The organism is Achromobacter mucicolens (assembly GCF_902859725.1).
GTDB lineage: Bacteria > Pseudomonadota > Gammaproteobacteria > Burkholderiales > Burkholderiaceae_B > Achromobacter > Achromobacter mucicolens.
On sequence record NZ_CADIJP010000003.1, the window covers coordinates 356,752 to 370,405 of the forward strand.

At 67.1% G+C, this 13,654-nt stretch carries 8 protein-coding genes; all 8 read right to left on the reverse strand.

The window, feature by feature from the left end; genetic code table 11:
* Positions 1-53: 53 nt before the first annotated feature.
* Positions 54-3,194: a T6SS effector BTH_I2691 family protein gene (locus tag HV786_RS05195; RefSeq protein WP_175210213.1), complete on the reverse strand. Its 3,141-nt coding sequence runs from the start codon at positions 3,192-3,194 to the stop codon at positions 54-56.
* Positions 3,191-4,153, reverse strand: coding sequence for a DUF4123 domain-containing protein (locus HV786_RS05200; RefSeq protein WP_254599446.1), 963 nt, complete (start codon positions 4,151-4,153; stop codon positions 3,191-3,193). Before HV786_RS05200 ends, HV786_RS05195 begins: the two co-directional genes overlap by 4 nt.
* Positions 4,150-6,867 (reverse strand): type VI secretion system Vgr family protein, encoded by a 2,718-nt coding sequence (locus tag HV786_RS05205; RefSeq protein ID WP_175210215.1) that lies wholly within the window; start codon positions 6,865-6,867, stop codon positions 4,150-4,152. Before HV786_RS05205 ends, HV786_RS05200 begins: the two co-directional genes overlap by 4 nt.
* A gap of 25 nt (positions 6,868-6,892) precedes the next feature.
* The gene (gene tssH / locus HV786_RS05210; RefSeq protein WP_175210217.1) at positions 6,893-9,598 is read right to left on the reverse strand and encodes a type VI secretion system ATPase TssH; all 2,706 of its coding nucleotides are present in this window, start codon (positions 9,596-9,598) and stop codon (positions 6,893-6,895) included.
* A gap of 21 nt (positions 9,599-9,619) precedes the next feature.
* Positions 9,620-10,711, reverse strand: a complete 1,092-nt coding sequence (gene tssG / locus HV786_RS05215) for a type VI secretion system baseplate subunit TssG (RefSeq protein ID WP_175210219.1) — start codon at positions 10,709-10,711, stop codon at positions 9,620-9,622.
* The gene (tssF, locus tag HV786_RS05220) at positions 10,675-12,513 is read right to left on the reverse strand and encodes a type VI secretion system baseplate subunit TssF (RefSeq protein WP_128829293.1); all 1,839 of its coding nucleotides are present in this window, start codon (positions 12,511-12,513) and stop codon (positions 10,675-10,677) included. The genes tssG and tssF overlap by 37 nt, the downstream gene beginning before the upstream one ends.
* Before the next feature lie 50 nt (positions 12,514-12,563).
* A complete protein-coding gene (gene tssE, locus HV786_RS05225; protein ID WP_056325732.1) occupies positions 12,564-13,049 on the reverse strand; it encodes a type VI secretion system baseplate subunit TssE in 486 nt (161 codons plus the stop codon).
* Between the two features lie 82 nt (positions 13,050-13,131).
* Positions 13,132-13,635 carry an Hcp family type VI secretion system effector gene (locus HV786_RS05230; protein WP_006226591.1) on the reverse strand — a complete coding sequence of 168 codons (504 nt, stop codon included), beginning with the start codon at positions 13,633-13,635 and terminating at the stop codon, positions 13,132-13,134.
* Positions 13,636-13,654: the final 19 nt, after the last annotated feature.

Sequence of the window (13,654 nt, forward strand, 5' to 3'; positions counted from 1 at the left end):
CTTGCCGCCCATGCTGGTCTGTCGTTTGCGAAATCATCCGGCGGATCGCCGGCTCAATTGTTTGCTTTTATCAGATTGGACCCGTTGCCGCCCATCGGCACCGAGCGAATGTCAGGCATGCGGTCCGGATCGGGCCAGTATTCGACCTTGATGATCGCTTCCTGGAAGATGTCGTCATCGACCAGCACCTCGGTGCGCAGCACCGCGCAGCCATTGCTGACGTTGAACTTCACGACCTCTTCCCACGGTTTGCTCGTGAACTCGATGGGTTGGCTCCGGTCCTTGCGTATCCAGCGCCACGCATCGGCCCATCCCGGGCGCGAGGCCATGTTGTCCACGTACTTGTCCATGCGGTCGGCCCACGTTTCCGGCTTGGGCCGGCCTTGCACGAGCTGCGCATTGGAGGGGCCGCGCGGCTGCAATTCGGGGTCATTCGAACGCATCGACCCCTTGCTGGACACCACGGCGCTGACGCCCTCGCCCACCAGCTTCAGGCTGTAGGCGTAGTCGCTGTGTTCGGTATAGCCGGGCATCATCACTTCCAGCACCAGCCGGTCACGGCCAAAAATTTCGCCTTGCCACAGGCCCTTCCAGTCCAGCGTCACACGCACGCCGAACACCGCACGGTTGAACGCATCGAGTTCCTCTTCGCGGTTCTCGAACGGCGGGCGGTCTTTCACGTCTTCATACGCGGCCGAGCGCATGCAGCAACGGGTGTACCAAATTTCGAGCTCGCTGTCCTTGGCGCTATCGCCCCAGAACTTGAAATACAGGCCCGCCGCAAGCAGGCACAGGCCCAGCACGATCCAGCCCCAGACCGGAATCCCCAGCAGCACGGTGCCGCCGCTCGTCAACCCGACCATCGCGCTGCCAAACCCGCCGGCGCCCGCCACCACGCCCGCCGCGCTGAAAGCGCCGCCCAGGCTGACCAGCGACGCGGCCACGCCGGTCAGGCCGGACAGCAACAGGAACATCGAGGAAGTCGCATACGCGCCGCCCGCCTCGTAGTTCTTGACGTCATATTGATCCACGGCGCTGAGCGCGTTGTTGGCGCCATCCACAAACGTGGCCGCAGCGGCAAACACCGCGCCCGCCGTGCGCACCGTGGCCAGACGCATGTTCAGGGTCAGGTTCATCGAATACGCGGTATTCGTGCCCACGCGCGCGCCGATCGCGCCCGCCGTGGCTTCGATCGCCACGCTGCCCACGCCCAACACGCCGGACGTGATGCCGAACCACGCCTTGCGCGCCGCCTTCGCATCGCCGATGGCGTCGGCCTTGTTCAAGTCCGACACAGACGTGTACAGGGCCACCAGCGTCAACACGCCCGTCGCGCTGGCGTTCTGGCCGTCCCGCGTCTTTGCCCACTTGACCAGCCCCGCCAGCGGCGACATCGTGGGCGCCGGCAAGGCCAGCACCCTGGGCGGCGACGGCAGGGACAATTGCGGCGAGGCCGCGGGGCGAGAAGGCGGCGGCGCGTTGGCCGCCGCGTTCAGCTGCGCGTCGACCTCCTCGGGAATGATGTAGTTGATGGTCAGCGGGGTGGACCGTTCGGCCTGCGTGCCGATCCAGCCGGACTGCATGTGCTTGTTCGCGTAGATCCCGCCCCCGCCGCCGACCGTGACCGACGTCAGATTCGGCTCCCAGACGATCTGGTGCATGTCCGCGATCATTCGCGGCAGCGTCGTCGTATGCGTGCGCACCGCCACCACGATGTTCATGCGCGCCGACACGGACAACGTGACGCGCGCCGCCACCCGTTCGGCGATGGGGTCGCCCGACAGGGTCATACGCAAAAGCTGCGTGGCCATGAAGCGGCCAATGGCCGAGCCCGCCGCCCGCATGGGCGGCAGCTTCCCCTCGGCCGCCCGCAACTTGATCCAATCGTTGTAGCTCTTGACCATCTTGCGCAGGTTGGACACCTGCTTGGAGATCACCTTGCCTTTGCCTTCCCGGTTCAGGAAGGCCAGCAAGTCGCCATCGTTGCCCGCCAGCGATCGCCATAGCGCCTCGTAGGTGCCGTCGACCATGTCCTCGTCTTTCAGCGCGTCATCGATGGCCTTGTGCTCGCTGGCCACCGCGCCCGCCCCATCGACGCACATCGCCATGTCGTCTTCCAGGCGCTCGCCGGCGGCGGCGTCCTTGGGCGAATATGCCTTGCAGGCCAGCCAGAACGTATCGCGGCCATACCACCAGGCCCAGTCCTTGCCCGCGCCCTCGATCTTGTCGCGCATGCGGGCTATGGCCGCCTTGTTGTCGCTGAGCGTCTTGGCGACCTTGCCGGTGTCGATGCGCTCGCGCAAGCGCTGGCGTTCGTCGCTGGACGAGTCCATCTGCTTTTCCAGCCCGTCGATGATCTGCGCCACCGCCACCTCGCGCAGCCGGGTGGGCTCCAGATGATGCTCGGCCAGCTCGCCCATGCACTTGTTGCGCCAGGTGGAAATGTCGGCCAGCACGCCCACCGGGTCGCGCAGCGCCAGCGCCACGCCGCCCTTGGGCGTCATCTGCCGCATCTTGCCGGCCATCTCCGCCGCCTGCCCGCCAAATACGCTGACGCCGGGGGTCAGCGTGTTGGCAAACAAGGTCGCCGCGCCGGCGGCGTCCCGGAACTCGATCGAATGCTTGGCCAGATTGGCGCCGTCTTCCGCCACGCGAAAGCCGGTTTCGGGCTTGGGGTAGCCCCCCGCCCAGACGGCCTTGGCGTCCAGCTCCACCATGACCTTCTTGCGCCAGCGATCATTGCGCGCCAGCTCGCGGCGGATATCCTGCGTCCACCACACGCGCGAATAGCCGACCCACACGCTGCGCGACGCGTTTGCGGGCGCCTCGACGTTGATCAACGCGGATTCCAGGCCGTGGCCTTCGCGCGTGCACGTGAACGTCGGTTGCTCGGACGGTCGGTTGTCGTCGTCAACCGGCACTTCCTTCATCTGCCCCGTTGCCGTGGCCGCGAACGCGCGCCAGCCGTAGCTGCGGCGCGGATCCCACAGGTACACGTAGCCGGCGGTGATGGCGCGCAGCATGTAGGCGCCCTGGCGCATGGTCTCGTAGTACAGCTCGGGATCCATGTACACGCCGTCGGGCAAATCGTTCTTGCCGCCCGGCACGTACGCAATTCGCATCGGCAGGATGGGCAGCCCCGGCCGGCCGCAGAACTTGCCCTTGCAGGGCAACGCGTCGTAGTCAGTCGTCATGCTTGCAGATCCTCCCGCGCGTGCGCCTCTTGCGCAAACCGCTGCCAATCCTCGTCGTCCATGTCCTGCGCGGCGCCGCGCAGGCGGCCGCCTTCTTCTTGCACCTCGCGCAGCAAGGCCGCGAAGGACGGCGCACGTTCCAGCGGCGCGTCCAGGCGCACACGCCAGGCGGCGAACAGCGCCGCGTCTTCATCGTCGTCAATCCCGCAATCCGCGGCCGCGTCCAGCGCGCGGCGAACCGCGTCCAGCACGGACGGCCCCACGCACAGGCCTTTCGCGTTCAAGCGCTGCAGCACCGCGTTGATGCGTCCCAGCCGCGCAAGGCGCGGCCAGTCAGGCGTCACGGTCTGCATCGGACCCGGCACATCGGGCAGCACCTGCCAGCGCGCAAAGCCGTCTATCGTCATCCACGTGACGCCCGGTATCCACGAGGCGGGCGCCGTGCCCGCATACAGCTCGCTCTGGTACTGCGTGGTGCGTGGATCCCAGAATCGCAGGATGCGCACGCGCGCCTGCGCGTCGCGCAAACGGGCGCGCAGCGCGAGCCGCTGCGCCACTTCGGCCAGCGGCAGGTCCGTGGCCAGCCACGCCGCCATCGACCGCGGGCGCTTGGCGGCGGGCGCGGGACGCAAGGCTTCGTCCACCGCCACGCGGATGCTGGCGTTGATCAGCCGCTCATGGCGGATCTCGTCCGGCACCTCTGCCAGATACAGCGGTGGCGCGGCCGCGCCCTGCGAGATCAGATCGACCTCGCGTCGCGCCAATCCCGCAGCCGCGATGTCGTCGGCCAGCGGATCGGCCAAGGTGGAATCGCACAAGAGCAGCACGCGCCGGCTGGCGCGGCCGTCCAGCACCGCCCGCAAGCCCGCGATGGCGCGTTCGACACAGTCCTCGGCGCGAGGCGGTTCCCAACGTCCTTGAGACGCTTGCGCAAGACGGGGCGTTGACGATGCCATCATGCCGCCAATGCGCCGCTGCCGGCCGCGTCTTCGAGCGCCGCGGCGCAGCCTTCCATATCGCCCTGCGGCGGCTGCGCCGGGCCGGTTCCGCTTTGCGGTCCCACCCAGTTATGCACACCCGCCTTCAATTCCACCTTGCCTGGCGCATGCAATTGAATCCCGCCGCCCTCGATCCGCATGTACGCGCCGGCCGCGGTGGCCAGCACCTTTTTCGATGCGTTCACGTCCACGGCGCCTTGGGCCGAGGCCAGCGTCACCGACTTCTCGGCGGCCAGGCGCATGCGCGCCTTCTGGCTTTGCATCCGCAACTGCCCGCCTGCCGCGTGCAACCGGATCCCTTTCTCCGGCACGGCCCGGCCGTCGCCGCCCAAGCCTTTGGTGAACAAGACCACGCCCTGCGCCACGCACAGGGACAGGTGCGCGCCGGCGGCCCAGTTCACGTCCGGCGCCACCTGGCACAAGGTGGCGCCCGCCACGGCAAACGCGTTCTTTGGCGTGTACTGGCCAATGCCCTTCGGGGCGCTGACCTGGATGTGCGGCAGGCTGTACGCCGGCACCTGCGCGCCCTCCTCGGCGCGGGTGCCTTCGATGATCTTGCGCACGGCGTCCAGTTCATCCAGCGGACGCGTCTTGTCGCCGTCGCCGGACAACTTCGCTTCCTGGCGCGCCGCCGTGGCCGACAGCTCTTTGGCCTGCTCGATGGCCTTTTCCATCTGCTGGATGGCCGGCTCGCTATCCAGCAGGCCGCCCGTCGCGCCCTCGCGCTTGTCCGCGCTGATCAGCAGGCCCTCGCCCGCGCGCAACGCCACTGCCTCGCTGGTCGCCAGTTCCGCACCATGTCCCAGGTCCGACAGCCGCTCGTTGTCGCGCTGCTGCTTCAGGTGGCCCAGGTTCAGCCGCGCCTCGGCCTGCGTGGTCGATGCCGTCAGGCGCGACTGTCCCGGCGTGTCGTCCTGCACCAACTGGTTGTAGCCGCCCATGCCCTGCCCGCTATCGGCCAGCGCCTGTGTCTTGAAGCCCGACATCACCACGTTGTGCGCGTGCCCGGCCTCGCTGCCCGCGAACCAGGCAGGCGCGTTGCCGGTGGCCTTGGCCGCGCCGGCCTGCACCTGGTTGTTGGCGGCGTTCTCGCTGCCCGCGCCGTTATACAGCGCGCCAACCACCACCGGCCGGTCGATGTCGCCGTGCATAAACTGCACCAGCACCTCCTGGCCCAGGCGGGGCACGAAGTGACCGCCCCAGTCCGATCCCGCCACCGGTTCGGCCACGCGCACCCACGTGCCCAGCGCGTCGCTGGCCGGCGCGTTGTCTTCGCCCGCGGGGTGATCCTGGCGATTGCTGGACGCGCTGCCGCGCTGCCAATGGAATTGGATCTTGATGCGATGGTCGCGGTCCGTATGGACCGGATCATTCGCCCCGACCACCAGCGCCGTCTGCGCGCCGTGCACGGTGGGACGGGGATGCAGACGCGCGCCGTGGCCATCCAGCGTGCTGGGACGGTACTCCAGCGTGGCGGCGATCGCCTCGAAGCGGTTGCGATAGAAATCCGCCCCGGCGCCATCGGCGTTGTCTTGGTCCTGGTTTTCCCCTGCCGCGCCCAGGGCGTCGGCCACCGCCCGGCCCAGGCTTTCATCGAAATTGTTGCGGGCCTCGTGCGCGATGCGCAGCACCACGAATTCCGCACCCGCCCCCTGCGACGGCCCGAAATGCCCCGTCAGCGTAAAGCGCTGCCCCGGGGCCAAGGTGCGCGCTGTGCCCTCGCCTTCATGCAACGACTGGCGCACCCGCTGCGCGGCCAACGCGTTGTGCGCCAGCCGCTCGCCTTGGGCGCCGTCTTCGAACAGATACTGGCCGGGGTAGTCCGAATCCGCCAGTTCCACGGCGTTGGCCAGCTTGTCCTCGACTTGCGCGCTGACCCGCCGCGCCTGCATCGCGCGGTAATCCCACGTGGCCAGCCGCACGGCGTTGGTGCGCCACGCGCGGCGCTGGCGCCACGCCTGGATGGTGTCTTCGGTTTCGGTCGCGTCCGCCCGCTGGAACTTGATGCTGTCTTGCGGCCCGGCCTTGAATGCGCCGTTGTGGTCGGCAATGACCACGGTATGGCCGCCCGGCGCGCCGTCACCGGCCTCGTGCTCGACCCAATAGAAGAGCCCCTCTTCGGCCAGCAGCCGCTCGACAAAGGCGTAGTCGGTCTCGCGGTACTGAATGGTCAGGCTGCGCTTGGCGTAAGCGTCCCGGTCCTTCACTTCCCAGCGCCACTGCGCCGCCACCGCGCCCTGCCCGTTGTAGTCCCCGAACACGCTGTCCACGATGTCGATCACCGACAAGTCCTGGAAGGCGAAGCTGTCGCGGCGCTGGCGCAGCAGCGCCAGCCACGGCTCGATGCGCAGCCGGTAGCGCGCGAAGCCGCCGTTGGCCCCTTCAAAGCGCGCCTCCGTCACCAGGCCGCACCACACGCGATGCGCGTCGCGGCCCAAGGCCGTTTGCAGCTTTACCTGCGCCGGCTGGCCGATCAGCGACTTCAGCGGCACATGCGCATCGTCCGACAGCGCATCGACCATCAGCGCAAAGCCGCCATCGCTCAGTTGCTCGGTGCCCTGAAGACGCTCGGCCAGCAGCTTGTCCGGCCCCAGCGGCGTGCACAGGTCGAGCAGGCGGTCGGCCTGCGTGAAGCCCGCGCCCAATGGGCTGGCGGCGGCAAGTGTCTGAGCCATGTTGGCGTAACCTCTCTGTCTTGAATCAGCTCATGCGGAAGCGGAATTCGCCGTTCTTGCCCGCACTGACACGGATCTTGGCGATCGCCTCACCTTGCGCCATGCGGCTGAGGACCTGCCCGGCAATCTCGGGCAGCAGCGTTCCATTGAGGATGTGATCGACATTGCGCGCCCCCGTGTCCACTTCGGTGCAGCGGGCCAGCACCGCCTCGACCAGCGCCTCATCCCATTCGAACACCGCGCGGTGCGTGGCCGCCACGCGGCGCGCGATGCGGCCCAGCTTCAGTTCGATGATGTGCGCCAGCGCGTCATCGTCCACGGGGAAGTAAGGAATGGTCTTCATGCGGCCCAGGAAGGCCGGCTTGAATGCCTTGTACAACTGCGGCATCAACAGCTCGGACAAGGCGTCCGGCGTCGGGCGCTCCGCGGCCGGCTTGTTCAGGCACGCCTGCATGATGGCGCTGGAGCCGACGTTCGACGTCAGGATGATCAGCGTGTTGCGGAAGTCGATTTCGCGCCCCTCCGCGTCGTCCATCACACCCTTGTCAAAGACCTGGAAGAACAGCTCCAGCACATCGGGGTGAGCCTTTTCGATTTCATCCAGCAGCACCACGCTGTAGGGCTGGCGGCGCACCGCCTCGGTCAGCACGCCGCCTTCGCCGTAGCCCACATAGCCCGGCGGCGAGCCCTTCAGGCCCGAAATGCTGTGGGCCTCCTGGTACTCGCTCATGTTGATCGTGACGAGCTTGCGTTCGCCGCCATAAAGAATGTCGGCCAGCGCCAGCGCGGTCTCGGTCTTGCCCACGCCCGACGGACCCACGAACAGGAACACGCCCTTGGGCTTGTCCGGGTCTTCCAGCCCGGCGCGCGCCGTGCGAACGCGCTGCGCGATGGCCTCCAGCGCGTGGTCCTGCCCGATCACCCGTTCGGCCAGCAGCGGCTGCAATTGCAGCACCGTGCGGATCTCGTCGTTGACCATGCGGCCCAGCGGAATCCCGGTCCATGCCGAGATGATCTCGGCCACGATCTGCGCGTCCACGCAGGCCGGCACCAGGGGCTGTTCGCCTTGCAACGCCCGCAGCTCGTCCATCAAGCCCGCCAGACGCTGCTGCGCGGGCGTCAGCGGCACGGCCTGCGCGGCCTTGCGGCGCGACGAGGACGGCGGCGTCCCCGCGGACGCCTCCGCGGCCGCTTCCTGCGGCGCGGTCTCCAGCTCCGCCCGCAAGGCGTGTATCCGCTCCACCAGGTCCATTTCCGCCGCATGGCGCGACTCGGCATCGGCCAAAGTCTGCGTAACCGCCGCGATCTCGTCGCGCAATTCGTCCAGGCGCGCGTGCGACGCACCCGTGGCGGCTTCGCGCTGCAACGCCGCCTGTTCGGCGCGAAGGCGCGTCAGGCGATGCCGCGCATCATCGATCAAGGCCGGCGTGGCGCTGCGGCCCAACGCCACGCGCGCGCACGCCGTATCCAGCACACTGACCGCCTTATCGGGCAACTGGCGGCCGGTGATGTAGCGATGCGACAGCCGGGCCGCCGCGCTGATCGCTTCGTCCAGGATGCGCACACCGAAATGGCGCTCCATCAGCGGCGCCATGCCGCGCAACATCGACGCGGCCAGCGTCTCGTCCGGTTCCTCCACCTTGATTACCTGGAAGCGGCGCGCCAGCGCGGCGTCCTTCTCGAAGAACTTCTTGTATTCGCTCCAGGTGGTCGCGGCGATGGTGCGCAGTTCGCCGCGCGCCAGGGCCGGCTTGAGCAGGTTGGCCGCGTCGTTCTGCCCCGCCTGCCCGCCCGCGCCGATCATGGTGTGGGCTTCATCGATGAACAGGATGATGGGCGACGGACTCTTCTTGACCTCGTCGATGACGTTCTTCAAGCGGTTCTCGAACTCGCCCTTGACGCTGGCGCCCGCTTGCAGCAGACCCATGTCCAGCGTGCGCAGCGTCACCTCGGCCAGCGCGGGCGGCACGTCGCCCGAGACGATGCGCAGCGCCAATCCCTCGACCACCGCCGTCTTGCCCACGCCCGCCTCGCCGGTCAGGATGGGGTTGTTCTGCCGCCGCCGCGTCAGGATGTCGATCATCTGGCGGATCTCGGCGTCCCGCCCGATCACCGGGTCGATCTTGCCCTCGCGGGCGCGTTCGGTCAGGTTCGTGGTGTATTGGTCCAGGGCCGGGGTGGCCGACAGCGCGGGCGCCGGCTGGCCAGCGTCGCCCTGCGGCCCCGCGCCATCGGCAAAACCCACGGCTTGCCCGGCCTCTTCCGAACCGGCCGTCAAGGCAGCAAAGTCATGCTTTAACGCATCCAGCCGGAACGATTCGAACAGCGTCGATCCGCGCCGCGCCAGTTGCGCCAGATCGGGCTCGGTCAGCAGGGCCAGCAACAGGTGGCCGGACCGGATGCGCGTCGTCTGGGTATCGAGCGACGCAATCAGCCACGCGTGTTCAAACAGCTTGGGTAGATGCGGCGAAAACACCGGGGTGCGCGTATTGCCGTTCTTGAAGCGGCCGATTTCCGCATTCAGGTCCGCCTCCAACGCGTCGGTCTTGATGTGGCAACGCTGCGCGATGACGCTCACGTCGCTGGCCGGCTTTTCCAGCAAGGCCAGAAACAGATGCTCCAGATCCACTTCGTAGTGGCCTTGCGCCATGCACAGGCTGGCGGCGCGTTCGGCGGCCTGGCGGCAGGTCTGGTTGAGCTTTCCGATCAAGGTCTTCAGCGGTGTGGCCATGAGTCTCTGAGGGTGATGGGGTCAATGAATGGTGTGCAGTTCGTAACTGGCGTCGTCGCGGTCTTGCCGGGCGGGCTCGGTGCAGAGGAACGAATTCCAGCCCAGGCGCACCTCGCCGCCCCCGCCCAACTGGCTGGGGGTGACGCTCTCGCGCGCCAGCACCAGCCGCACCTCGTATTCGAACGTCATCCCGCCGAACATCGTCAGCAGTTTCTCCAGCGCCTGCGCGCGCTCGCCACCCGGCAGGAAGTCGGTGAACGCCTGGCCCGACAAGGGGCCGATCCAAAGCCGGATGCGCAGGTCGCGCTGCCAGATGCGGTCGCCAGCAAGCGCCGACACGCCCAGCACGGCGCCAGGATGCCCAAGCTGCGTGCGGTTCTGCGGCGGCACGTCATACCAGCGGCCGACGAACTGTTCCACGCGCAGCGGCACGCCAAAGTAATCCTGAAGCACGCGCTGCAGGTACGGCGCCGACACCGGCCGCTGACGCGCCGCCGCCGCGTAGTGCGCGATCGATTCGTCATAGACGCGGCCCGCGCCGTTGTGCAGCCGGTCCCGCAGCGCCGGATGGCCGATGCCGCCCAAGGCCAGCAGGAGCGGCAGGTAATGATGGTCCTGTTCGGTTTCGTGCCGCAGCGGCATGCGGTACTTCTTCCACGCCGCGTAGAACAGCGCCGCCGCCCGATTCGAAAAAATGTCGAAGAACGCGCGTGCGCCCCTGTCGCGCCGCAGGCTTTCGCGGTTGGCCAGCATTTCCGAGTAGTGCAGCGGCAATGCGCCCTGCCCGCCCAAGAGGCCAAAGAATGCGGGCGTCACGTCCACGCGGCCCAGCCTGCCTTCGGCCACGGCGGCCTGCCGCGCAGCCTCGTCCGCCAGCACTTCGCCGTTCTTGTCGTACGCCACCGCATCCACGATCTCGCTGGGCGGAAAGCCCAGGCCCGGCGCGTTGGGAAAGCGCAGGTGCACCGGCACCGGATGACGAGTCGCTCCGCGCTCCTGCCGCGCAAAACATTGCTCCAGCAGGCGCACCGCCTGAAAAAACTTGAAGCGCTGCGGCTCGGCCAGCAGCGCGTCCATCACGCTAGGATGGCGTCGCCGTTGCAAGGGGGGCATCGTAGAAGTTCCTCCGCGCCGCGGCGCGACAACACAACCAACTGCACGAAACTGTTCGCGTGCACATAGAGGCCGAAGAAGCGGTTGATGACCGCCACGAACGTGTGCAGGCTGGTGCCCACGAAGTGGTCTTCATTGACGGTCAACCGGATTTCGATGCCGCGCACGAAGGTGGCGAACGGTTCGCCCGGCATCCAGTGCGTGGCGGGCTTGTAGTCCAGTCCGACCAGCCCTTCGATCTGGCGCGCGGCCACGGCCGAGCCGGACAGGTCGTACAGGCGCAGCGTTTCCTTGAGCGCCGGCAAACCGCTTTGCACCAGGGACAGATGGTTCAACGCCAGATGCGAAATCAGGCGCCAATGCGCCGCGCGGCCCTGCTGGAACCGGTGCGAATGCGTCGGGCGGCGCAGCATGCGGATCGTGCGCGCCACCGAACCGCCTTCCAAAAACAGGTCGCCGCCCGCCTGGCCCACCGCAATCTGCGACGGCAAGTCCCGATTGGTGCAGGTCAGATCCAGGCTCAGCGTTTCGGTCTGCGGCACCGACGGGTCGAAATCGATATCGACGATCGAAATCTCCGTCTCGTAGCCCGGGCTGCGCTGCGCCATCGATGCATCGCGCCGCATCGTCCAGTAGTGGCCCGCCTTTTCGGGCGACTCGCCATGGTGCAGCGAATAGAACGGCCTGAATTCCACGACCGCATCGCCCTGCGCGTTCTGACGCACCTGGCGCACGCGGTCGATCGAATAGACCTCGTAACCATAGGCCCGCCGCGCGTCCGCCACCACAGGGTACGACGCCGACGCATGCGTGACGCGGATGGGATCCGCACGCTGCGAAAACAGGTTCGATACCGGCGTGCAACCGAGCCGCAGATTGTCGGCGGACGTCGACTCCAGCAGCCGCGCGGTATTGGAATCCGCGCGCAGGCCGCTTACCGGCAGGTGCAGCGTGAACTGGCGCACCGTGCCCAGATAGGGGCGCAGCGCGGCCAGGTCGATGTCCACGAAGTTGAATTTTTCCGAAAACACGAAGTACTCGGCCAGCAGGCGATACGCCGGGTGCGAACTGGCCGGAAAGTCGATCAGCGCGTCTTCTTCCGCCAGCCCGACCTGCCCGACCGGAATGGCGGGCAGACGATCCCAGCGCCCCGGTTGCAGCTCGACATAGGCCGCGGCGGCGCGCAGGAACAGCGCGTCGCGCAATGCCGCCACGAATGACGGTTCACCGTGCAGGTACACCCGAAGCCGGTCCACGCCCAGGGCCCCGAAATGCTGGTTCTCGCCGAGGCAACGCAGGGTGACGGAAAAGCGCCCGGTCACGCCGGCCGGCAGCTTGGCCGTGGCGGGCGCATTGGCGCTGGACTCAAAGCCGGCGCGCAGGACTTCGACAGGCGCCAGCGTGACCTCATAGGTGGTGCGAAACCGGCACGACACGCCCCGCACCGGGTGCGACTTCAGTTCCGTGCCGCGCGCAATCCGGACCGGCGCGGTCAGTTGCGCGCCCGCGCCGCCAAGGTCGAACTGCGCGATGCTGCAAGAGGGAAATGGCCGCAGGTAATGCGGGTACATCACCTCGAACAACGCTTCAGTGAATTCAGGGTAGTCGTCGTCCAGCTTCTTGTTGATGCGCGCGCTCAACAAGGCGAACGACTCGATCATGCGTTCAACGTGCGGATCTTCGCAGGTCTCGCCCGACAGGCCGAGCCGCGCGGCGATCTTCGGGTAGCGTTCGGCGAAGTCGCGCGACGACGAGCGCAGAAAGCCCAGTTCGCGCTCGTAATAAGGCAGCAATTCTTCCATTGTTGTCTTTCCTTCCAGCGCGCCAATGCACCTGCGTTACGAATGGGGACTCAGACCGTGGCCGGGCTCTTGGCCCAGCCCTTGGTCACGGAGTACTGCAGCGTCGAGGGCTGCAACGTGGCGTCGAAGGTGACGGGCTCGTGGGCCGGTCCCACGTCCAGCATCGCCGTGATCGCGAAATACAGCACCGACGTCGCGCGGCTGTCCACCTGGAGCATCACCCGCACGTGCGTCAGGCGAGGCTCGTGGCGCGCGATCGCCTGCTCCAGCGACCGGCAGATGAATTCGCGGTCATAGTGGCTGGCAAGACTCAATCCGGAAAAGTCCGACAGGCCGTACGTCAGCACCGACCGCTGGCAGTTGGGGAAGCGCCGCAGGTCTTCCTCGGTGAACACCATGCGGGTGTTCAGCAAGGCCTCGATGTCGCGCGCCACCGTTTCCTTCATCTCTTCGATCGACAGGCGGCGCAGCGCATAGGGCGATTGGCCCTCCGCCTCGAACAGCTTGTCGAACAGACTCGGTTCGAATCCTTTCATCGGGGCCTGATCAATCCGGAGACAGCAAAAAAATGGACAGCGGCCCGGCTCGGGCCGCGGTCTCTTGGCAACCTGGCAGCGATCAGACCGAGTAGGTCTTGTCGTTCTTGGTCAGGCTCCAGGCGCCCTGGGCGTTGCCGCCCTGGTTGCCGCCGACCTTCTGCTGCGTGTACTTCCACTGCACGGCGGCGTACTTCAGCGAGAACGACTCGTGCGGCAGGCCTTCGGCCACCACTTCCGGCGCCACGCGCGCAATGATCACGTACTTGAGCTTGATTTCCAGGTACTTGACCCGATTGCCCTCACCGTCCGCGCGCAGGAAATCGATGGTGACTTCATCGAACGTCGTGCCGCCGGACGCGTGCTGATACAGCAGCGGACTGACCACGTCCAGATCCTTGGTGAAGACCATTTCGCCGTGTTCGGTGCGCTCGGCGGTATGGCCGCCCGAGGTCGACGCCGTGGCCGAACGCGGCTGGATGATTTCATGGCGCCACGAGCTGACTTCGATCCAGTCCGGGTGGTCCTTGTCTTGCGATTCGCCCTTGAGCGCCGGATTGCCGAACTTGACGTAGATGTCCTTCATTGTTGATAACCTCTTTCAA

Bases quoted from the DNA above. Each gene is read 5' to 3' on its own strand.
- HV786_RS05195 (WP_175210213.1), bottom strand. From the start codon at position 3,194: ATGACGACTGACTACGACGCGTTGCCCTGCAAGGGCAAGTTCTGCGGC.
- HV786_RS05200 (WP_254599446.1), bottom strand. From the start codon at position 4,153: ATGATGGCATCGTCAACGCCCCGTCTTGCGCAAGCGTCTCAAGGACGT.
- HV786_RS05205 (WP_175210215.1), bottom strand. From the start codon at position 6,867: ATGGCTCAGACACTTGCCGCCGCCAGCCCATTGGGCGCGGGCTTCACG.
- tssH (WP_175210217.1), bottom strand. From the start codon at position 9,598: ATGGCCACACCGCTGAAGACCTTGATCGGAAAGCTCAACCAGACCTGC.
- tssG (WP_175210219.1), bottom strand. From the start codon at position 10,711: ATGCCCCCCTTGCAACGGCGACGCCATCCTAGCGTGATGGACGCGCTG.
- tssF (WP_128829293.1), bottom strand. From the start codon at position 12,513: ATGGAAGAATTGCTGCCTTATTACGAGCGCGAACTGGGCTTTCTGCGC.
- tssE (WP_056325732.1), bottom strand. From the start codon at position 13,049: ATGAAAGGATTCGAACCGAGTCTGTTCGACAAGCTGTTCGAGGCGGAG.
- HV786_RS05230 (WP_006226591.1), bottom strand. From the start codon at position 13,635: ATGAAGGACATCTACGTCAAGTTCGGCAATCCGGCGCTCAAGGGCGAA.